A 19,473-nucleotide genomic window follows, 5' to 3' on the forward strand; every position below is an offset into this window, starting at 1 on the left:
CCCGCCCCCGCCCCGATCACCGACGACTTCGAGTGCCTTGCCGCCTGGGTCGACCTGCGCGGCGCGCGGGTCATCGAACTGGGCTGCGGTGCCGCGGCGCTGGCCCGGCGCCTGGTGGCCAGCGTGCCGGGCTGCACCGTCACCGCGCTCGAGGTCGACGAGCGGCAACTGGCCCTCAACCAGCGCACGCCGGCCGGGGGCCTGCGCTTCGTGCAGGCCGGCGCCCAGGCCATCCCGTTCGCCGACGCGGGCTTCGACCTGGCACTGATGCTGAAGTCGCTGCACCACGTGCCGATGCCGCTGATGGACCAGGCGCTTGCCGAGGCGCGGCGCGTGCTGCGCCAGGGTGGCCACCTGTATGTGTCGGAGCCGGTGTTCGACGGGGCCTTGAACGAGGTGATCCGTCTGTTCAACGACGAGGGCGAGGTGCGCGCCGCAGCCCAGGCGGCGGTGGACCGCGCGCTGGCCGGTGGCGGCTGGCTGGGCGCGGGCGAAGTGCGCTTCGACACGGCGGTGCGCTTCGCCGACGGGGCCGATTTCGAGCGCCGCATGATCGACGTCACCTTTGCCGACCGGCACCTCGACGCGGCCCAGCGCCGGGCGGTGCGCGATCGCTTCGAGCCCCACATCGGCACCGACGGCGCGCACTTCGTGCGGCCGATGCACGTGCGGCTGCTGCGCGCCGCCTGAGCCGCCGGGGCGCCAGGGCCCGGCGCTCGGGGCCTCAGGTCTTCAGGGCTTCAGGTAGGCGTGCCCGGCGAGCTGCAGCTTGGTCAGGCGCACCACGCCGGAGGGCGTGAAGTCGGCCTCCTGGATGAACTGGTCCTTCTTCAGGCTGCGGTTCTTCAGCGTGATCTCGCACACCTCGAACTTCACGCCGCGGTTCACCAGCGCGGCCACCGTGGCGGCATAGGGCGATCCATTGCGGTCCTTGGCGCCTTCCATCAGGAAGTCCACGCCCTGCGCGTGGGTGACCACCGTCACCTTGGCCGTCGGGTCGGTGTCGAGGTGGTTGCGGATGTTGCGCAACGTGGACAAGGCCTGCGAGTCCGCGTCGTTGATGTGATAGGCCACCTTGTCCTCGGCCCAGGCGCCCGAGGCGGCAAGGGCCAGGGTTGCGGCGGCGAGCCATCGGCGAAAGTTCATGCACGGTCTCCTGGCGGGTGGGCCTGTGGCGGCCCGGGTGGCGTGGTCGGCCCGCCAGTGTCGTCCATCACTTCACCGCTTTCCATTCGTAGGTGTACCGGGTGCCGGCGGTGTTCTGGAAGCCGTGGATGTACGCCAGCAGCGACACCCTCGACCCCTCGGCGCCGCTGGGCAGGCTCGCCGCCTCGAGCGACAGCGACCTCGTGAGGGTGGTGCCTCCCGGGCTGCCACCCCGGCTGACCTCCAGAGCGCCCTTGTCGCCCGACGCGCTGGTGAACTCGATGGGACGGTTCACATAACCCGGCTCGATGCCGGCCACGTCGAAGCGCAGCCCCATGGCACCGCTGACGAAGAAGGCCGTGCCGGTGTTCTGGGTGACCGCCAGCCCGATGCTCATCGCCACGGTGTCGGTCTTGCGGATGAGCTGGGGTGGGTTGCTCCAGGTGGCGGAAAAGTTGAAGACATTGCTGCCCTGGCTCCAGCCCATCGCCACGTTGCCCCGGGCATAGCCGATCGTCGTGGCGTAGAAGCCGTTGTTGTAGGGCGTCGGGTTGAAATCCGTGACATCCACCAGGACCCAGGCCTGGTCGACGAACTTGTCGACCGAACAGACGGCCGGTTCCGCCTTGAACAACCCGGCGGCCAGGCCCTGCAGGGCCGCGGCGGTGGCCTTCTTCCACGCCAGCACGTCGAAGGGGACGGAGGCCGAGCCGTGCAGGTAGGCACTGCGCAGCACCAGGCCGGCGCTGGCGTCCAGGTCCTGCAGGGGGCTGGCGAAGGCCGTCAGCCGCGCCCGCGTGGCGTTCATCTTGTGGACATAGGCCGCGAAGACCTCGGCCTCGGTGGCGCCGGCGGGCAGCGACAGGCGGATCCCGGCTTCGAGCCAGAGCTTGTCCTCGGCCCAGCGGGTCTTCAGTTGCAGCAGGCGCTGGCGGATCGGTCCGACCTGGCCTTCACGGGCTTTCCAGGCGGCGAACAGGGCGTTCAGTTCGCGCTCGGCCCGGGCCGTGTCGATGCCATTCTTGAGCGCGTACTGCGTGACCAGCGGGTGGCCATAGCCGCTGAGCGACCAATCCACCAGCGGGTCGCTGTCCTGCCGGTACTTGTCGTAGACCTTCCTGACCAGGGCGTCGGTCACCAGCCCGCGCAGTTCCTTGGCCGATTCCAGCATCACGTCGGCGCCGCAGGACGACAGCGGGAACGCGGCCCGGGCCAGGCCTTCGAGCACCACCTTGCCGGCCTCCTTGTAGTCCACCGTGCAGGCCCCGGCCCCCTTGGCCAGGGCCTTGCCGTAGTCGCTCTTGTCGGCCAGCGCATCGAGGAACGCGCCCAGTTCGCCACGGTCCCGGGCCGCGATGGCCAGGCCCTTGAAGGCCAGCTCGGACAGGATCAGCGACGCATCGGCCGGGTGGCCCAGGGCGGCGGCCTCGTAGGCGTCCTTCATCGCCGACGGTGAATCCTTCGCCAGCATCTTGAGGATGGCGTCGCCCTTGGTGCTGACCTGCAGCCGGTCGATGCCCACGCTCAGGCACCCGAGCATTGCGTTGCTCCAGTCCGTCTGCGTGGGCAGGCTGATGTCCAGGCGGGCGCTTTCCTCGATGTAGGCGTCGATGGTGGCCACCGACTTGCGCGTCGTGGCCAGGGTCGTCTTCCGGCCGCGCAGGTTGTCGCTGGCGGCCTGGTTCAGCACCTGGGTCTGGGTGATCCTGAACCGGGCGGTCCGGAGGTCGAACTCGCCCAGGGTGACCACGTGATCGAGGCGCTGCAGGCCGATGGGCAGCACGGTGACGCCGAAGGGCGGCCCCTGGAGGGACGCGATCGCCACGCTGCTGTCCACCCCCGGGATCTCGGGCCGGCTGAGCGCGTCGCCCCGGCCGTACCCTGATTGCACGAGCACGAAGTATTGGCCGCCGTCGAAGCGGAAATCGGCCCACGCATTGGCCCCGCCCAGCAGGATGTCGTGCAGGCGCAGTGTGTCGCCGACGTACTCGGCCCAGCTGAACTCCAGCGACACGCCGTCCATGTTGAGCATGTCGAGGCGGTTGAACATCCGGGGGGCGCCGACGAGCGTCGAGGGCGCCAGGATGGTCGAGGCCAGCTCATCCTCGGAAATGCCGAGCGGCGGATTGGCCGCGAAGGCGGCCGAGCACGCCCACATTGCCAGCGCCGCCCATCCGGTGCACTTCAGTGGCCAGGTCATCACGGGCTCCAGTCTCCAACGCACAAGTTGGCCCTCTCCGCGGGGTCGCCGAGGTTCGGCAAGACGTGGTGGAAAGGGGTGGGCGAGCCCGTCGACACACGGTCGAGGCACACGGCATCGGATCGGGCCGACCGGAGGCCTTCGGGGCCTTCGGCGGCGACACTTTGCAGGCGTCACGGTGGGCGATCACCGCCGGCCCTCGAGCGCTGGCCGTGGGCGGCGCGTCCCGATCAACGCCGACCGGACGCTCCTGGGGGGATGGTCGGTTCGGCATCTGGGCTCGCTGGGTGCGGGGTTCGTCGACGACGGCCCCCGTCCAGCCATTGTTCTGCCGCCCAGCCGGCAGCCCGTTGAGCCGGCTCACCGGCGCGGGGTCGCCTGCCGGTCAGCTGCCGGCCACCGGCACGATGGCCGCCACCGGTTCGGGCGCCAGCAGGCTGCCATCGCGCAGGCCGCGCACCGTGCCCAGCACCAGCAGCAGGATCACCAGCGTGGCCAGTGCCAGCAGCGCCGGCCCCAGCACCGCGAGCGCGCTGCCCGGCGTGGCCAGCCGCAGCGTGAGCGCGGCGAAGGCCGCCAGCGGGAAGCTCATGCCCCAGTGCGGCAGGCCGAAGGGCATCTTGCCGATGCGTGGCGCCAGCGTGGCCACCCACAGCAGGGTGAACAGCGCCATGCCCCACAGCATCCAGGCCAGCATCGGCGGCGCGCCCAACTGCAGCGCCGACAGGCCCACCACCGCCGGCGGCGCGATGAAGATGAAGGTGGTGGGCAGCATGCGGTCGGGCCACATGCCGTTGATGGCGATGCGCGCGACGATCAGCGCCATCACCAGCGGCCAGAACATCACGCCGATGCCGAACTGCGCCGCGGCCCAGTCGGCATGGCCCAGCGGCACGCCGGCCAGCGGCACCAGCACGTTGCCGACGATGGGGATGAACAGCGCCGGCGTGGCACTGGCCCATTGCAGGCCGCCGGGCTTGTTGCCGTTGAACCAGCGCGCCAGCACCCACACGGTGACGAACAGCTGGGACAGGCTGCCCGCCCACCACAGCGGCCGCACCCAGCCCAGCGGCACGCCCAGCGCCACGGCCACGGTGGCCAGCAGGATGACCGCGATCGGCAGCGCCGCGATGAAGGTGTGGCGCACCGGGTGGCGGCGGTCCTCGGCCCAGGCGTCGGGGTGGCGCTGTGCGCGCATCAGCGTGGCCACGGCCAGCACCACGAACACGGCCGCGGCCAGGCCGCCGATGCCGATGGCCAGCAATCCGGCCATGTCGCCCATCAGCGGCGTGGCGCGGTACCAGGCCAGCGACAGGCCGCACAGGCCCATCACGATGGCATACCAGCCGGGCAGCAGGTGCTTCAGGGGGTGGGGATCGTGGGCCATGGGCGTGTCGCAGGAGGTGGATGAACAGGGTGTCGAAGGCGCGGAGGCGCGGCGCCGGGCCGAGGCCTCGCCGCAGCGACCGGAGGGTACCCCATAGGGTTAGCAGGCCGAAGCCCCTGGCTTGATGCCGATCAATGTCCTTGGAGGGGCCTGCCGGCGCGGGCGCCACTGGGCGCGCCGACCCGATCCGCGTGTCATCCGCCGGCCCGTTCCATTGATCGCGGACAATAACACCGTATACAGGTATAGGTATGCTGCCGGCATGACATCGCCCACCATACCCACCATGAAGCGCCTGCTCGCGTGGGCAGCCTTTTCGATGCTCGGTCTGGGTGCGGCCCAGGCGGAGGAGGCCAAGCCGCTGAAGCTGACCACCACCGCGAACCACGCCAAGTTCGAGTCGCTGCAAAAGCCGTTCAACTCCGGGCCCGAGGTGACCCAGGCCTGCATCGCCTGCCACACCGAGGCCGCCGGCCAGATCCACCGCACCAAGCACTGGAACTGGGAGTTCCTGAACCCCGACAGCAAGCAGAAGCTCGGCAAGAAGACCATCCTCAACAACTACTGCATCTCGATCGCGTCGAACTACGCGTCGTGCACCAGTTGCCACGTGGGCTACGGCTGGAAGGACGCGAACTTCGACTTCAAGTCCGAGCAGAACGTTGACTGCCTGGTCTGCCACGACACCACCGGCAACTACAAGAAGCCGCCCGGCCTGGCCGGCAACGTGGTCACCCAGGACACCGAGTTCCCGCAGGGGTCCGGCAAGATCCTCAAGGGCATCGACCTGAGCAAGATCGCGCAGAAGGTGGGCAAGTCCAGCCGAGACACCTGCGGGGCCTGCCACTTCTTCGGCGGCGGCGGCGACGGCGTCAAGCACGGCGACCTCGACAGCTCGATGGCCGCCCCCGACAAGGCGCTGGACGTGCACATGGACGCGTCGGGCCTGGACTTCACCTGCGCCACCTGCCACAAGGGCTCGAGCCACGACGTGGTGGGCAGCCGCTACACGCCCACCGCCAAGGACGCCAAGGGCGCCCACCTGCGCGGCAGCCCCGACAACAGCGCCAACGCCGCCACCTGCGTGTCGTGCCACAGCAATGCGCCGCACAAGCAGGACGCCCGGCTCAACCAGCACGCCACCAAGCTGGCCTGCCAGACCTGCCACATCCCGGCCTTCGCGCGCGGCGGCGTGGCCACCAAGATGACCTGGGACTGGTCCACCGCCGGCCAGCGCGACGAGAAGGGCCAGCAGATCACGCGCAAGGACGCCAAGGGCCGCATCACCTACGAATCGCGCAAGGGCGACTTCACGCTGGCCGAGAACGTCGTGCCCGAGTACGTGTGGTTCAACGGCGAGGTGACCTACACGCTGCTCACCGACAAGGTGGAAAAGTCCGCCAAGCCCACGCCGATCAACCGCCTGGGCGGCAGCCCCACCGACGGCAAGTCGTTGATCTGGCCGATGAAGGTCTTCCGCGGCAAGCAGCCCTACGACCCGGTCAACAAGACCCTGATCACGCCGCACACCGCCGGCAACGACGACACCGGCTACTGGAAGAACCTCGACTGGAACAAGGCCATCCCGGTGGGCATGAAGGACTCCGGCGCGCCGTTCTCCGGCCAGGTCGACTTCATCAGCACCGAGATGAGCTGGCCCATCACCCACATGGTGGCGCCCAAGGACAAGGCGCTGGGCTGCACCGAATGCCATTCGAAGCAGGGTCGGCTGGCCGGCATCGAGGGCGTGTACCTGCCGGCGCGCGATGCCGCCCCCTGGCTCGACCGCATCGGCTGGACGGTGGTGCTGCTGTCGCTGCTGGGCGTCATGGGCCACGGTGTGATGCGCGCCGCCACCCGCCGCAAGAACTGAACGAGAGACAGTGAAATGACCGAACGTGTCTACATCTTCAAGGCCTTCGAGCGCTTCTGGCACTGGTCGCAGGCGCTGCTGGTGATCTTCCTGATGGTCACCGGCTTCGAGATCCACGGCACCTATCAGCTGCTGGGCTTCGAGCGCGCCGTCGGCCTGCACACGGTGGCCGCGTGGACGCTGGTGGGCCTGTGGATCTTCGCCGTGTTCTGGCACCTCACCACTGGCGAATGGCGCCACTACATCCCCACCGCCGACAAGCTGCTGGTGATGGCCCGCTTCTACTCGTCGGGCATCTTCCGCCACGAGCCGCACCCCTTCCGCCCCAGTGCGCAGAACAAGCACAACCCGCTGCAGCGCCTGACCTACCTGGCCATCCTGGTGCTGGTGAGCCCGCTGATCTGGATCAGCGGCTGGCTCTACCTGTTCTATGCCCAGTGGGCCGGCTGGGGGCTGGGGGCCTTGCAGCTCAGCTGGGTGGCCACCGCGCACACCGTCGGCGCCTTCCTGATGCTGGCCTTCTTCGTCACCCACCTCTACATGATCACCACCGGCCACACGCTGTTCGCCCAGACCAAGGCGATGCTCACCGGCTGGGAAGAGCTGCACTGAGCCATCGGCACGGCAGCCCGTTCATCCACCCGCTCCAAGGAACCATCATGCGAATCGTCCCCATCCTCATGGCCGCCGCCACCGTGGCGCTTTCGTTCCCGGCCCAGGCCTACGAGGCCGACTGGAAACGTGGCCGCGTGTACTACCGCAGCGTGTGCACCTCGTGCCACGTGGTGCAGCCGGTCGGTTCGATCAACCCGAGCAGCAAGTCCAAGGCCGAATGGGCCGCCTACATCCAGGCCGACAAGCACGCCAAGGGCAAGGACTCGGTCAAGCACTACGTGAGCAAGGCCTACCGCGCCAGCATCAAGTCGGGCAACAAGGCCGCCGAGAAGTTTGCCGACACGCCCGACCAGGAACTGATGGACGACATCAAGGCCTTCCTGCTCAAGGGCGCGAAGGACGGCGACGCGCCGGCCAGTTGCAGCTGAGGCAGCCGAGCGTTGTGCCGGCCCCCATGCCGATGCCCGAGGGGATGACATGACCGCCAAGGCTGATGCCGGCTGGGTCGGCGGCTTTCGCGCCGACTTCAAGACGCTGTTCGTCACCAAGTGGTCGCCGTTCGTCGGCGTGCTGCTGCTGGTGATGATCGTGCTGGGCCTGATGGTCAACGGCCTGTTCTGGGGCGTGTTCGGCGGCGTCAAGTACTGGGGCGATGCGTTCAACAACGCCATCGGCCTGGGCCCGCTGATCGGCGTGCCGCACGAGCTCGAAGCCTTCGGCCTGCACCGCATGTCGCTGATGAACCTCACGCTGGTGCTGGGCGCCTTCAGTGCGGCGATGCTGTCGCGCCAGTTCGCGATCAACCGGCCGCCCAAGCTCGAATATGTCTGGGCGCTGGTGGGCGGCAGCCTGATGGGCATCGGCGCCGCACTGGCCGGCGGCTGCACCACCGGCGGGTTCTTCAACCCGGTGCTGCACTCGTCGCCCGCCGGGTGGGTGATGTGGATCGGCCTGCTCGCCGGTGCGGCGGGCGGCTTCAAGGCCCTGCTGTGGACGATGGAGCACATCGACTGGGGCGGCAAGCCGCCGCCGATGATCCAGGTGCCGGCGTCCGTCATGCGCTGGTATCCGTGGCTGGGCGCCGCCGTGGCGCTGGCCTGCCTGGCCTGGGCCACGCAGTGGATGGGCTCGGGCAACGAGCAGCTCGCCTCGCGGGCGCTGGTGGTGCTGGCCGGCTTCGCCATCGGCTTCGTGCTGCACCGCTCGCGCCTGTGCTTCGCGCGTGCCTTCCGCGAGCCCTTCGTCACCGGCGAGGGTGAGATGACCAAGGCCATGATCCTGGCGCTGGCGGTGGGCATCCCGCTGGCCGCGCTGTTGTTCAACAAGAAGGTGATCGACCCCTACGTGGCCATCCCGGCCACGTTCTGGATCGGTTCGCTGGTGGGCGGCCTGGTGTTCGGTGTCGGCATGGTGTTTGCCGGCGGCTGTGCGTCGGGGTCGCTGTGGCGCATGGGCGAAGGCCACCTCAAGCTGTGGGTGGGCATGTTCTTCTTCGCCTGGGTCGGCTCCATCGCCAGCGCACTGTTCAAGAAGGCCGGCCTGACCAGCATCGACGAGACCAATGTCGACACCTTCGAGCGCACCGCGGTCGGCTTCCAGGCCTACCTGCCCGACATGCTCGGCAGCTGGGGCTGGACGCTCATGATCAGCGCTGGGCTGCTGCTGCTGTGGTACGCGCTGGTGCGCTACAACGAATCGACCGAGAAGTTCACGCTGATGTGATCAGCCATCCCAAGGAAGAGCCATGAAAACTCCTGCCAAGACCCTCCTCGCCGCAATGTTCGGCGCCCTGCTGCTGTACCCCTCGCTGCCGACGGTCGGCACCGCGCTGGCCCAGACCACCGAGGCCGCCCAGGCCAAGGCCACCTGGTATCCCAAGCGCGTCGATGTCGCCTTCGTCAAGGAACAGGCCGTGCTGCCCAAGCGCGACGGCGTGACGCTGATCGATTCGCGCCCGGCAGCGCGCAAGTACGACATCGGCCACATCCCCACCGCGCTGAACATCCCCGACCTGCAGTTCGACAAGCTGGCGCCGACGATGCTGCCGGCCGACAAGTCGCAACTGCTGATCTTCTACTGCGATGGCCCGGAGTGCATGCTCAGCCACAACTCGGCCTTCAAGGCCGAGAAGCTGGGCTACACCAATATCCGCGTCTATGCCGAAGGCTTTCCCGACTGGATCAAGAACGGCAACCTGCATGCCGTCAGCGTGGCGCACGTCAAGAAGCTGATGGACGAGAAGGCCCCGATGACGCTGGTCGACGCGCGGCCCAAGGACCGCAAGTACGACAAGGGCCACATCCCCGGCGCCATCAACCTGCCCGATTCGCAGTTCGACAAGCTGGCCGCCGAGCGCCTGCCGGCCGACAAGGCCGCGCCGCTGTACTTCTACTGCGACGGCCTGGCCTGCAAGCTCAGCAACGACTCGGCCGAGCGGGCAATCAAGCTGGGCTACACCAACGTCAAGGTGGTGCCCGATGGCTACCCCGGTTGGGAGAAGGCCTACGGCCCAGGGCCCGGCGCCGCAGCGGCGGCGGCCCCCAGCGCGCCGACGATGGTCGCCGGCAAGGAAGCGGGCTCGATCACCGTGGAATCGTTCGAACGCCTGTACCGCGAGGCCCCCGGCACGGTGCACCTCATCGATGTGCGCACGCCGGCCGAATTCGCGTCGGGCACCTTCAAGGGCGCGACCAACGTGCCGATCGACACGCTCGAGAAGAACCTGGCCAGCCTGCCCACCGACAAGCCGATCATCTTCTTCTGCGGCGCCGGCGGCCGCAGCGGCGAAGCCCATGACATGGTCAAGATGTACCGGCCCGAGCTGAAGATCGCGTTCCTCGACGCGCAGATCAAGTGGACTCAGGCCGGCGTCCACACCTTCGGCACCAAGTGACCCCGACACACGCGCGGCGCGCCGGTGGATCCGGCGGCCGGGCGTGTTGAGCGCGCGCCGCGACGGCGCGCGCAATGGTCAGAACGACAGCACGCGCATCCGGGGCCGCAGCCTCGCGGTCGCCGCCTCCTGCGGCGTCGCCACGCCCACGCCATCCATCAGGCTGGCCAGCTTCCATTCGCTGTTGGGCAGCAACAGCGCGCACATCTCCACCGGTGCGCCACCCTCGATCAGGCCTGCCGGTATGTCCATCGGGCTCTTGCGTCGGGCGCCACGGGCACCTTGCCTTGTCGACGACCGAAACCCAGCCCATCTGCGGCGATAGGCGGGTCGGGACTGGATCGGCGCCGACGCAAGGGACGAGGTCGGACACACCGATGCCCATTGCGGCAAGCGGTTACGTGACGGCGTGTAATGCCGCTGGCGCTAGGTGAGGGAATGTCGCGATCCTCGCGGCCTGCCAGGTGCAGGCAGCCAAGGAGCCCGCCGTGATCCAGACCCTCTCCTCCCACCCGACCGGGCACGGCCTGCGCCGCCTCTGGTGGGCCTCCGCGCTGGTTCTGCTCGGCGCCTGCGGCGGCGGAGACGGCGGCAGCGCCACGGCCGAGCCGGACATGGCCAAGGCGCTGGGGGTTGCGCCGAGCGCCGGCGCCGCGATCGACCGCCCTGCCACGCGCCACGACGCCGCGCGCTTCCTCACGCAAGCCACGTTCGGGCCGAACGACTTCGAGATCGAACTGCTGATGAAGATCGGCTACAGCGCCTGGATCGACCGCCAGCTCAGGCTGCCGGCCACGTCGCACCGTGCCAGGTGGGAAGCGGCCGACGCGGCGATCCGGCTCGTCGACCCCACGGCCTCGGCCGGGCAGGACCAGGTGTGGGAATCGTTCTGGCACCAGGCGGTCAACGGCCCCGACCAGCTGCGCCTGCGGATGGCGTTTGCGCTGTCGCAGATCTTCGTGGTGTCGGCCGTGGACGGCAGCATCGGCGGCGAGCCGCGCGCGCTGGCGGCCTGGCTGGACATGCTGGGCGACAAGGGCTTCGGCAGCTACCGGGACCTGCTGGAAACGGTGTCGCTGCACCCCTTGATGGGGCTGTACCTCACGCACCTGAAGAACCAGAAGCCGGACCCGCTCACCGGCCGCATCCCCGACCAGAACTACGCCCGCGAGTCGATGCAGCTGCTGTCCATCGGCCTGGTCAAGCTCAAGCCCGACGGCACGCCGCTGCTCGACGCCAACAGCAACGCCATCGAAACCTATGGCCCATCCGACGTGGCGGGCCTGTCCAATGTGTTCACCGGCTTCAGCTGGGCCTGCCCGGCGGCACCCAGCAGCAACAACTGCTTCAGGAATGGCAGCTCGGCGGGCGTGTCCGACCCCGACCGCTACTTCAAACCCATGGTGGCCTACCCGCAGTTCCACAGCGTGGACGCCAAGTCCTTCCTGGGCGTCACCATTCCGGCGTCCACCACCGCCAACCCGGCGGGAGATCTGAAGATCGCGCTGGACACGCTCAGCGCGCACCCCAACGTGGGTCCGTTCATCAGCAAGCAGCTGATCCAGCGCCTGGTCACCAGCAACCCCAGCGGAGCCTACGTGCAGGCCGTGGCGGCGGTCTTCGACAACAACGGTGCGGGCACGCGCGGCGACCTGAAGGCGGTGCTCAAGGCCATCCTGCTGCACCCCGAGAGCAGGCTCCAGACCAACGCCACCGGCAAGGTGCGCGAGCCCGTGCTGCGGCTGTCGGCCTACCTTCGCGCCTTTCCGCACAAGAGCGATACCGGCAGGTGGCGGGTGGGCAACACCGACAGCGTTTCCAACTCACTCGGCCAGACACCGCTGCGCGCACCCTCTGTCTTCAACTTCTACCGCCCAGGATACGCGGCGCCCGGTTCGCAGTCGGGAGCCGCCGGCATGGTGGGGCCTGAACTGCAGCTGCTGAACGAAAGCAGCGCTGCAGGCTGGATCAACTACATGCGCGACAACCTCAGCAATGGGGTGGGGCAGTTCAACGGCACGGTGGGCGGCGTGGCGTTCAACCGGCGCGACCTGCAGCGCGACTGGAGCGCCGAGCTGGCCCTGGCAGCGCGGCCCGCCGAACTGGTGGCCAGCGTCACCGGCAGGCTGCTCTACGGCCTGGCCAGCCCGGCGCTGCAAACAGAGATCCTCACCGCCATCACCAAGATCACGATCCCGGTGCTCAACGCGGGCGGCACCAACCAGGCCGCCATCGACAACGCCAAGCGCAACCGCGTCAATGCCACCGTGCTGCTGACGCTGGCCGTGCCCGAGTTCGTGGTCCAGAAGTAAGCGGAGAGCCCACATGCACATCATCAATAACGCATCGCGCCGTGCCTTCCTGCGCCAGGCCGGTGCCATGACGGCGCTGGTGGGCGGCGGCGCCGCCCCGCTGGCCCTGAACCTGGCCGCGATGGGTTCGGCCGCTGCTGCGACGCCCGGTGGCTACCGCGCCATCGTCTGCCTGTTCCTCTACGGCGGCAACGACGCCTTCAACATGGTGCTGCCCACCGACGCGGCGTCGTGGAATGCGTATTCCGCCACCCGCACCCAGGCGCCCGATCCGATTGCGCTGCTGGCCGCCGGGACGCCTGCCAACGCTGCGGCGGCGCTGGGTTCGCCGGCGCGGCTGGGCGGGGTGCTGCCCGTCCTGCCGGCGCGCCCGCAGGGCCGCACGTTTGCGCTGCATCCGCTGCTGGGCGCGATTCAAACGCTGTTCGACACCGACAAGCGGCTGGCCATCGTGCCCAACATCGGGCCGCTGATCATGCCCACCACCAAGGCGCAGTACGCGCTGAGCACCTGGCCCCGGCCCGCACGGCTGTTTTCGCACAACGACCAGCAGAACACCTGGCAGGCGCTCGGCCCCGAAGGAACCACGCGCGGCTGGGCCGGCCGGATGGGCGATCTGGTGGCCAGCCAGAACACCCGCCCGGTGTTCACCGCCGTGTCCGCCACCGGCAATTCGGTGTGGCTGGCCGGCAATGTGGTGCAGCAGTATCAGGTCAACAGCACAGGCGCCATTCCGCTGGGGGTGAACAGCTCGGGCCAGGTGTACGGTTCGCTCGACGTCGGGGCCGCTCTGCAGCGCCTGGCCACCACCACCCGCACGGCGCATCCGTTCGATGCCGACGTGGCCGCCGTGGCGCGGCGCTCGATCGACGCCGAACAGATCCTGCGCACCGCCCTGCGCCCGGCCAGCGACCCCACCTTCGGCACAGCACCGGCGTCAGGCGCGTACAACGCCAGCAACGACCCCAAGCTTCGCTATGTCAACCCGCTGGCGGCCGTGGCCGGCACCACCGCGGCCAACTCGCTGGCGCAGCAGTTCCAGGTGGTGGCACGCATGATCGACGCCGGCCTGCGAGGCGCCACCGGCGCCTCGCGGCAGGTGTTCTTCGTCAGCGTGGGCGGCTTCGACACCCATGACCAGCAGAACCGCAACCAGGCCGACCTGATGGCCCGCGTGGCGCAGGCCATGCAGTACTTCGACATCACGCTCGGCAACCTGGGCGCGCGCGACAAGGTCACCACCTTCACCGCCAGCGACTTCGGCCGCACCTTCACCAGCAATGGCGACGGCACCGACCACGGCTGGGGCGCCCACCACTTCGTCATGGGCGGGGCGGTGAACGGTGGCGACCTGTTCGGCCGCTTTCCCACGCTGGGGCCGAAGAACACCACCAACAACAACTTCGACAGCAGCCCCGACCAACTCGGCAATGGCTCGCTGCTGCCCGAGATCTCGGTCGATCAGCTGGGCAACACCCTGGGGCGCTGGTTCGGTTTGTCCGACGCCGAGCTGTTGGGCATCTTCCCCAACCTGGCCAACTTCGACCTGGCCAGGCGCGACCTGGGGTTCTTCAGGCCGGCCTGACATGAAACGACCCCAAGCTCACTGCGTTCGCTGCCCCCAAGGGGCGCGTCAGTCCCTTCGGACGGCCGGGCGGTACTGACATGAACCACCCATCCAGCGGCGTCGACGCTCCCCCGTCTCGTGTCCCGAGGCGGGGATCGGGTCGGCGTGGACGGCCATCTTTCCAACACCGGGGTGGCGACATGGTCGTGCCCTTCCACCAGGGAACACCATGATTCAGAGAGCCTCCTTCGCCGTGCTGGCAGCGGGTCTGCTGCTGGCGGCCAGCCCGGTCGGTGCCATCACGCTGACCTTCGACAACCTGGCCGAAGGCACCGTCCTGTCGAACCAGTACGCCGGGCTGGGCGCCACCTTCTCGCCCAATGCCTTCAGCGGCCCGGGCACGTCGACCAGCGGCGAGGCCTGGGCCACCAACACCGACATGACCATCGTTTCCAGCACGGGCGCAGACGTCGGCGGCCTGGGGCTGCCGGCCCTGGCCGGCGGCAACCTCCTGCGCGGCCTGGCCGGCTGGAGCAGCGAAGACGGCGACCCCAGCTTCAGGATCACCTTCGCGCGCACGGCCACCGGCTTCAGCGCCGCCTTCGCCGGCGTGAGCGCGGGCGCCGACGTGTCGCTCTTCGCCTACAACGGTGCCGCGCTCGTCAGCACCGTCTCGGGCACCGGCACCGGCACCGACACCAGCCAGTTCGTGCTGGGTTATGCCGGCCCGGTGACGAGCATCGCCATCCGCCCCGGGTCGTTCAACGACTGGGTGGGCGTCGACAACATCACCTACACCCTGGTGCCGGTGCCGGAGGCCGGCACCTTCGCCATGGTGGGCCTGGGGCTGATGCTGCTGGCCTTCAAGCGCCGCCGCCCAGCCTGACCGACCCGGCCGGTTCGGCCCCAGACGCCGCCTTCGGGCGGCGTTGTCGCTGTCAGGTCAGAACGCCAGCACGCGCATCTGGGGCTGCAGCATCGCGGCCGCCGCATCCTGCGGCTTGGCCACGCCCACGCCATCCATCAGGTCGGTCTGCTTCCATTCGCTGTTGGGCAGGAACAGCGCGCACACGTCCACCTGCGCGCCGCCCTTGATCAGGCCTTCAAGCATGTCCTTCGGGCTCTTGGGTTTGAGCGCCACGGGCGCCTTGGCCTTCAAGGCCAGCTGGCCGCCATCGGCGCACAGCAGCACGCGCACGCGGGCGTTCTGTTGCATGGCCTGGGTGGCCAGCACCAGGGCAAAGCCCTGTTGTTGCGCTTCGGCGCTGGTGACGGTGACGAACAGGTCGGCACCGGTCTGGGCCTGGGCGGGTGCGACGCCGGCCAGGGCCAGCAGCAGCGCGAGGGAGAGCTTCTTCATGAGGGAATTTCCAATCTTTTTCTTGTGGCGATGAGGAACGGGTGCGGTGGGATGGGGCAAGGCCGTCGTGACGACCGGCCCCGCCCGCCGCGCCTCAGGCGTAGGTGTCGGCCATCAGGGCCTTGAACCAGGTGCCCATCTCGCTGAAGCTGTCCGCGTTCCACCCGACGGATGCGGCGCTCGAACTGGCCACCGGCACCATCACACGGTTGGCGGGGTCGTACTGGAACACCGCGGTCAACCAGCTGGCCTTCGTCATCGTCATCGTCGAGTAGCAGGCCGAGTTCGTCACGGGGGCCGGGTCGGGCTGGCCACCGCCGAAGAGCCTGATGATGGCGTCGGCGCAGACCTTGGCCTCCTGGTTGGCGATGTGCCCGGCCTTCGGTTGCGTCGTCGCACTGGCGTCGCCGATCACGTGCACGCGGGGGGCGGCGGTGCTGGCATAGCTGAGCACGTCCACCGCCGCGAAGCGGCCGTCGGCCGAGTTGTTCAGGCCGGCCATCGACACCAGGGCGCCCGCGCGCTGCCGCGGGATCAGGTTGATCACCTGCCCCTTGACGTTGCCAGCGCTCGTGAACAGCGTCTTGCTGGCCGTGTCGACGCCGAGGACCTCGACATTCTTGCGGTAGTCGATGACATTGGCATGCAGGCCGTAGAAGGCCTGGCTGAAGTTGTCGACCTCGGTCACGATGTCGGGGTTGGCGTCGAGCACGATCAGCTTCGATCCGGGCTTGCGCACCTTCATCCAGTCGGCCAGCAGGCATGCGCGCTCATAGGGTCCCGGCGGGCAGCGGTACGGTGTCTTGGGGATGGTCATCACGACCACGCCGCCTGCGGGCATCGCGGCCAGTTGCTGCGCCAGCAGCGTCGTCTGCGGACCGGCCTTCCAGGCGTGCGGCATCAGGTCGGGGTTGTCCAGGCCGGGCACCGGGTCGAAGTCGATGCCGGGGGCGAGCACGATGCGGTCGGCCGTCAACACGGTGCCCGACTTCAGGCGCACGCTGACGCCGATGGGGTCGATCGCGACCACCTCGTCGAACACCGTCTTCACGCCGTACTTGGTGCGCAGGGCGTCGTAGGTGTACCGCAGGCTGGTGATGGTGCGCTGGCCGGTGAGCACCAGACTGCTCATGATGTTGGAGGTGTAGGCCGAGTTGCGCTCGACGAGCGTCACGTCGAGGTTGCCCCACATCCGCAGGTACTTGGCCACCGAAGCGCCGGCCATGCCGCCGCCGAGCACCAGCACCCGGCCGACGGGCGCGGCGGCCGCGACGGTCACCGGGGCCGCGGGCTTGCGCGCGTCCAGCGGCTGCGCCAGGCTTTCGGCGGTGTCTGCAGCGGAATCGCCGCCGCCGCCGCACGCGGCCAGGGCGCTGGCCAGGGCACCGGCACCGCCGGCGAGGAGAAGATGACGTCTTTCCATGATGGGCTCCTTGGCCTCAGCGTTGCTTGGACAGCCAATCGGCCAGTGCGCGCAATTGCGCGTCGGTGTAGCCCATGGCGTGCTTGGCCATGATGTTCTGGCCCTCCTTGCCGCTCTGGAATTCCTTCATCTCCTTGTACAGCTCGCTGGCGGACTTGCCGGCCAGCGTGTCGAAACCGGGGCCCTTGCCATTGGTGCCGTGGCACTGGAAGCAGTTGGAGGCCAGCAGTCGCCCGACGGGCGGGGTCTGGGCGCTGGCAGCGCTGGCCCAGCAGGCCAGTGCGATGCCCAGCAGGACCAGCGGCCGGGGGGTGGTTCTTTGGTGCATTCGATGCTCCCTCTGTTTGAACACATCGACACTCTGCTCTCCTGGGCGGGGCGCACTTTGCTGCAGCGCAAAGATACCAACACAGGTATGAGTAAGGGCTTGAAACACCGCCGATCGGCCCAGGCGCGCCGATGGACGACGTGCGCCCGCGGCAGCCGTCACAATCGGGCCCACCTGTCCCGGAACATGCCCATGGAACCCACCGCCTTGTCGCCCGAACTCGAAGCCCTGCGTTCCACGCTGGAGATCAGCCTCGACAGTGCCACCGAGCTGTGCCGCCTCGGCATGGGCACGATGGTCGACATCCGCCAGACCTTCGAGATCGAGATGAAGGGCGCGATCCCGGGCACCGTGCACATCCCGCTGTTCGAGGTCAAGCGCCTGCTGGGCCATGCCCTCACCGAGGACGAGCAGGACATCCTGGACGCCGGCACGCCCAGCGACATGGACGTGCGCAGTTTCTTCACCACGATCAACGAGCTGCACCACGTGCGCGACCACATCGTGCTGTGCGTGTGCAACAGCGGCCGGCGCAGCCTCTATGCCGCCCAGCTGCTGCGCTCGCTGGGCTACGGCAAGGCGCTGTCGGTGGGCGGCGGCTTCCAGGCCTGGAAGAAGCGGCAGGCCGCGGCCATCGCACCGCTTTCCGCCACCTGAGCCCCGCGCCATCGGCCCGCACGCCATGCGCACCTTGACTGCCCTGGCCATTGCCGCCGTCCTGTCCGCGGGATGCGCCCAGCCGGGCGGCGGGCACCAGCACGGTGCTGCCGCGGCGCCCGATGCGCGCCAGCCCGTGGCCTTTCCCGACGAGATGCGCCAGCACACGCTGGCCAACATGCGCGACCACCTGCTGGCGCTGGCGCAGATCCAGGAGGCGATGGCCGCCGGCGCGCACGAGCGCGCGGCGCAGGTGGCCGAGCAGCGTCTGGGCATGAGCTCGCTGCAGGCGCACGGCGCGCACGAGGCCTCGCGCCACATGCCGCAGGGCATGCAGGACCTCGGCACCTCGATGCACCGCCACGCCAGCCGCTTTGCCCTGGAGGTGGCCAACAGCGCGGCCACCGGCAAGCTCGAGCCCGCACTGGCCGCGCTGGCCCGCACCACGCAGGCCTGCGTGGCCTGCCACGCCGCCTACCGGCTGAAGTGACAGGGCGGTCTCAAGGCCGCGCGTAGCTCGCGCTCATCTCCGGATCGAAGGCCTGCGTCACGGGCGTGGGGGGTGTCGTCCGGGCCTCGTCGCCGCGGTCGAGCAGGCCATCCGTCAGTGCCGCGGCGGCCCACATCGCGCCCAGCGTCACGAAGGACGTGAGCGTGAACACCGCCGCGCCCGACACCCCGGCACCCACGGCGCAGCCGCCGGCGAGCATGCCGCCGAAACCCATCAGCAGCGCCCCCGCGATGTAGCGGCGCATCGCCCGGCCGCCCTGGAAGCCCTCGAGCTTCCATTCGCGCCACAGCAGCGCCGACAGCAGCGCGCCCACGGCCACGCCCGGCACCAGCCCGAGGTCGAACTTCAACGGCTGCCCGGGTGGCGACAGCACCAGCATCAGCATGTCGGCGGCCGGGCCGGTGAAGGACAGGCTCTGCACCGGCACCACCAGGTCGAAGGACGCCCGGCTGGCGTGGTAGGTGGCCAGCCAGGCCAGCGCCACCATCACGCCCACCCCGATGGCACCGAACCAGCCCCAGAAGCGCACATGCTGGCGGTGTGCCCAGACCAGTGCGGCCAGCAGCCAGGCCGCGCCCACCACCAGCCCGCCCACGTGGCCCAGGCCGGTGAGGGCCAGCACGTCGCGGGTGCCGGCGTCCACCGTCCACCATCCGGCGATGGCCAGCCGCAGCGGCGACAGCAGGCCGCTGAGCGCCGACTGCGCCGTCACCGCGAACACCAGGCCCGACAGCAGCGCGCGCAGGTTGCCCTGGGCGGCCAGCACCAGCAGGCGGCTCGAGCAGCCTCGCGCCAGGATCATGCCGACACCGAACATCGCGCCGCCCACCGCGGCGCCCGACAGGCTGCCGCGCGCCGACAGCTGCCGCGCGCCGCTCACGTCCAGCCAGCCCAGCAGCACGAAGGCCTGCGTCAGCAGCACCGCGGTGGAGAACGTGAACAGCCAGACGGTGAGCTTGCCCTCGCGCGTGCCGCGCGCAAACTCGATCACCGCCGAGCGCAGGCAGAAGCGCGAGCGGTGCGCGAAAAAACCGAACAGCAGTCCGATGCCGGCACCCAGCAGGGTCACCGAGCCCGTCTCGCCGAACGAATCGATCAGGCGGTCGATCAGCACGCGTTTCCATCAGTGGTTACTGATGCGCGGATGATCGGCCCCGTCGTCAGGGCGCGGCTTGATCCATGTCAGGTGCCCACCCGCCCA

General features: G+C 69.2%; 19 protein-coding genes. 11 read left to right on the top strand and 8 right to left on the bottom strand.

All coding sequences use genetic code 11. From position 1 onward, the window contains the following. The first annotated feature begins 15 nt into the window (after positions 1–15). Positions 16–690 carry a class I SAM-dependent methyltransferase gene (locus EOINJALH_RS26915; protein WP_088286068.1) on the top strand — a complete coding sequence of 225 codons (675 nt, stop codon included), beginning with the start codon at positions 16–18 and terminating at the stop codon, positions 688–690. Between the two features lie 42 nt (positions 691–732). Here the strand turns inward: EOINJALH_RS26915 and EOINJALH_RS26920 are convergent, their stop codons facing one another. From EOINJALH_RS26920 to EOINJALH_RS26930, 3 genes are all read right to left on the bottom strand, one after another. Further along, positions 733–1,146: a DsrE family protein gene (locus tag EOINJALH_RS26920; protein ID WP_088286036.1), complete on the bottom strand. Its 414-nt coding sequence runs from the start codon at positions 1,144–1,146 to the stop codon at positions 733–735. Between the two features lie 67 nt (positions 1,147–1,213). After that, positions 1,214–3,346: a hypothetical protein gene (locus EOINJALH_RS26925; protein ID WP_144290190.1), complete on the bottom strand. Its 2,133-nt coding sequence runs from the start codon at positions 3,344–3,346 to the stop codon at positions 1,214–1,216. A gap of 385 nt (positions 3,347–3,731) precedes the next feature. After that, entirely contained in the window at positions 3,732–4,733 is a 1,002-nt protein-coding gene (locus EOINJALH_RS26930; protein WP_088286040.1) for an SLAC1 anion channel family protein, read from the bottom strand. A 286-nt stretch (positions 4,734–5,019) separates the two neighbouring features. On the opposite strand from EOINJALH_RS26930, the gene EOINJALH_RS26935 reads away from it, so the two are divergent. From EOINJALH_RS26935 to EOINJALH_RS26955, 5 genes are read left to right on the top strand one after another with little or no spacing between them, the layout of a single operon-like run. After that, positions 5,020–6,606 (top strand): tetrathionate reductase family octaheme c-type cytochrome, encoded by a 1,587-nt coding sequence (locus tag EOINJALH_RS26935; RefSeq protein WP_088286042.1) that lies wholly within the window; start codon positions 5,020–5,022, stop codon positions 6,604–6,606. A gap of 15 nt (positions 6,607–6,621) precedes the next feature. After that, complete coding sequence (locus tag EOINJALH_RS26940; protein WP_088286044.1) at positions 6,622–7,218, top strand: cytochrome b/b6 domain-containing protein; 597 nt, start codon at positions 6,622–6,624, stop codon at positions 7,216–7,218. A 47-nt stretch (positions 7,219–7,265) separates the two neighbouring features. After that, complete coding sequence (locus EOINJALH_RS26945) at positions 7,266–7,649, top strand: c-type cytochrome (RefSeq protein ID WP_088286046.1); 384 nt, start codon at positions 7,266–7,268, stop codon at positions 7,647–7,649. A gap of 49 nt (positions 7,650–7,698) precedes the next feature. Further along, positions 7,699–8,943, top strand: coding sequence for a YeeE/YedE thiosulfate transporter family protein (locus EOINJALH_RS26950; protein WP_088286048.1), 1,245 nt, complete (start codon positions 7,699–7,701; stop codon positions 8,941–8,943). A gap of 22 nt (positions 8,944–8,965) precedes the next feature. Then, positions 8,966–10,114, top strand: coding sequence for a rhodanese-like domain-containing protein (locus EOINJALH_RS26955; RefSeq protein WP_088286050.1), 1,149 nt, complete (start codon positions 8,966–8,968; stop codon positions 10,112–10,114). Positions 10,115–10,192: 78 nt separating this feature from the next. Here the strand turns inward: EOINJALH_RS26955 and EOINJALH_RS32040 are convergent, their stop codons facing one another. Next, entirely contained in the window at positions 10,193–10,366 is a 174-nt protein-coding gene (locus EOINJALH_RS32040) for a hypothetical protein (protein WP_158219908.1), read from the bottom strand. 236 nt (positions 10,367–10,602) lie between these two features. Between EOINJALH_RS32040 and EOINJALH_RS26960 the strand changes: the two genes are divergently transcribed. The 3 genes from EOINJALH_RS26960 (at position 10,603) to EOINJALH_RS26970 (ending at position 14,879) form a co-directional block, all read left to right on the top strand. Continuing rightward, positions 10,603–12,426 carry a DUF1800 family protein gene (locus tag EOINJALH_RS26960; protein ID WP_234414061.1) on the top strand — a complete coding sequence of 608 codons (1,824 nt, stop codon included), beginning with the start codon at positions 10,603–10,605 and terminating at the stop codon, positions 12,424–12,426. A 13-nt stretch (positions 12,427–12,439) separates the two neighbouring features. After that, positions 12,440–14,011, top strand: a complete 1,572-nt coding sequence (locus EOINJALH_RS26965) for a DUF1501 domain-containing protein (RefSeq protein ID WP_088286052.1) — start codon at positions 12,440–12,442, stop codon at positions 14,009–14,011. A gap of 211 nt (positions 14,012–14,222) precedes the next feature. Beyond that, on the top strand, positions 14,223–14,879 hold the full coding sequence (locus EOINJALH_RS26970) for a PEP-CTERM sorting domain-containing protein (protein ID WP_144290191.1): 657 nt from the start codon (positions 14,223–14,225) through the stop codon (positions 14,877–14,879). 57 nt (positions 14,880–14,936) lie between these two features. Here the strand turns inward: EOINJALH_RS26970 and EOINJALH_RS26975 are convergent, their stop codons facing one another. From EOINJALH_RS26975 to EOINJALH_RS26985, 3 genes are all read right to left on the bottom strand, one after another. Further along, positions 14,937–15,353 carry a DsrE family protein gene (locus tag EOINJALH_RS26975; protein WP_088286056.1) on the bottom strand — a complete coding sequence of 139 codons (417 nt, stop codon included), beginning with the start codon at positions 15,351–15,353 and terminating at the stop codon, positions 14,937–14,939. Positions 15,354–15,447: 94 nt separating this feature from the next. Continuing rightward, positions 15,448–16,776: an FAD-dependent oxidoreductase gene (locus tag EOINJALH_RS26980; RefSeq protein WP_088286058.1), complete on the bottom strand. Its 1,329-nt coding sequence runs from the start codon at positions 16,774–16,776 to the stop codon at positions 15,448–15,450. Between the two features lie 16 nt (positions 16,777–16,792). Continuing rightward, positions 16,793–17,104, bottom strand: a complete 312-nt coding sequence (locus EOINJALH_RS26985) for a c-type cytochrome (protein WP_088286060.1) — start codon at positions 17,102–17,104, stop codon at positions 16,793–16,795. 192 nt (positions 17,105–17,296) lie between these two features. Here EOINJALH_RS26985 and EOINJALH_RS26990 point away from each other — a divergent pair, with 192 nt between their 5' ends. Then, positions 17,297–17,761, top strand: coding sequence for a rhodanese-like domain-containing protein (locus EOINJALH_RS26990; protein WP_088286062.1), 465 nt, complete (start codon positions 17,297–17,299; stop codon positions 17,759–17,761). Positions 17,762–17,786: 25 nt separating this feature from the next. Further along, positions 17,787–18,251, top strand: a complete 465-nt coding sequence (locus EOINJALH_RS26995) for a hypothetical protein (protein WP_088286064.1) — start codon at positions 17,787–17,789, stop codon at positions 18,249–18,251. 10 nt (positions 18,252–18,261) lie between these two features. Here EOINJALH_RS26995 and EOINJALH_RS27000 read toward each other — a convergent pair whose 3' ends face one another. Continuing rightward, entirely contained in the window at positions 18,262–19,386 is a 1,125-nt protein-coding gene (locus EOINJALH_RS27000; RefSeq protein WP_088286066.1) for a YeeE/YedE family protein, read from the bottom strand. Positions 19,387–19,473: the final 87 nt, after the last annotated feature.

Source organism: Ideonella sp. A 288 (assembly GCF_002198735.1).
Classification (GTDB): Bacteria; Pseudomonadota; Gammaproteobacteria; order Burkholderiales; family Burkholderiaceae_C; genus Pseudaquabacterium.

Bases quoted from the DNA above. Each gene is read 5' to 3' on its own strand.
- EOINJALH_RS26920 (WP_088286036.1), bottom strand. From the start codon at position 1,146: ATGAACTTTCGCCGATGGCTCGCCGCCGCAACCCTGGCCCTTGCCGCC.
- EOINJALH_RS26925 (WP_144290190.1), bottom strand. From the start codon at position 3,346: ATGACCTGGCCACTGAAGTGCACCGGATGGGCGGCGCTGGCAATGTGG.
- EOINJALH_RS26930 (WP_088286040.1), bottom strand. From the start codon at position 4,733: ATGGCCCACGATCCCCACCCCCTGAAGCACCTGCTGCCCGGCTGGTAT.
- EOINJALH_RS26935 (WP_088286042.1), top strand. From the start codon at position 5,020: ATGAAGCGCCTGCTCGCGTGGGCAGCCTTTTCGATGCTCGGTCTGGGT.
- EOINJALH_RS26940 (WP_088286044.1), top strand. From the start codon at position 6,622: ATGACCGAACGTGTCTACATCTTCAAGGCCTTCGAGCGCTTCTGGCAC.
- EOINJALH_RS26945 (WP_088286046.1), top strand. From the start codon at position 7,266: ATGCGAATCGTCCCCATCCTCATGGCCGCCGCCACCGTGGCGCTTTCG.
- EOINJALH_RS26950 (WP_088286048.1), top strand. From the start codon at position 7,699: ATGACCGCCAAGGCTGATGCCGGCTGGGTCGGCGGCTTTCGCGCCGAC.
- EOINJALH_RS26955 (WP_088286050.1), top strand. From the start codon at position 8,966: ATGAAAACTCCTGCCAAGACCCTCCTCGCCGCAATGTTCGGCGCCCTG.
- EOINJALH_RS32040 (WP_158219908.1), bottom strand. From the start codon at position 10,366: ATGGACATACCGGCAGGCCTGATCGAGGGTGGCGCACCGGTGGAGATG.
- EOINJALH_RS26965 (WP_088286052.1), top strand. From the start codon at position 12,440: ATGCACATCATCAATAACGCATCGCGCCGTGCCTTCCTGCGCCAGGCC.
- EOINJALH_RS26970 (WP_144290191.1), top strand. From the start codon at position 14,223: ATGATTCAGAGAGCCTCCTTCGCCGTGCTGGCAGCGGGTCTGCTGCTG.
- EOINJALH_RS26975 (WP_088286056.1), bottom strand. From the start codon at position 15,353: ATGAAGAAGCTCTCCCTCGCGCTGCTGCTGGCCCTGGCCGGCGTCGCA.
- EOINJALH_RS26980 (WP_088286058.1), bottom strand. From the start codon at position 16,776: ATGGAAAGACGTCATCTTCTCCTCGCCGGCGGTGCCGGTGCCCTGGCC.
- EOINJALH_RS26985 (WP_088286060.1), bottom strand. From the start codon at position 17,104: ATGCACCAAAGAACCACCCCCCGGCCGCTGGTCCTGCTGGGCATCGCA.
- EOINJALH_RS26990 (WP_088286062.1), top strand. From the start codon at position 17,297: ATGGAACCCACCGCCTTGTCGCCCGAACTCGAAGCCCTGCGTTCCACG.
- EOINJALH_RS26995 (WP_088286064.1), top strand. From the start codon at position 17,787: ATGCGCACCTTGACTGCCCTGGCCATTGCCGCCGTCCTGTCCGCGGGA.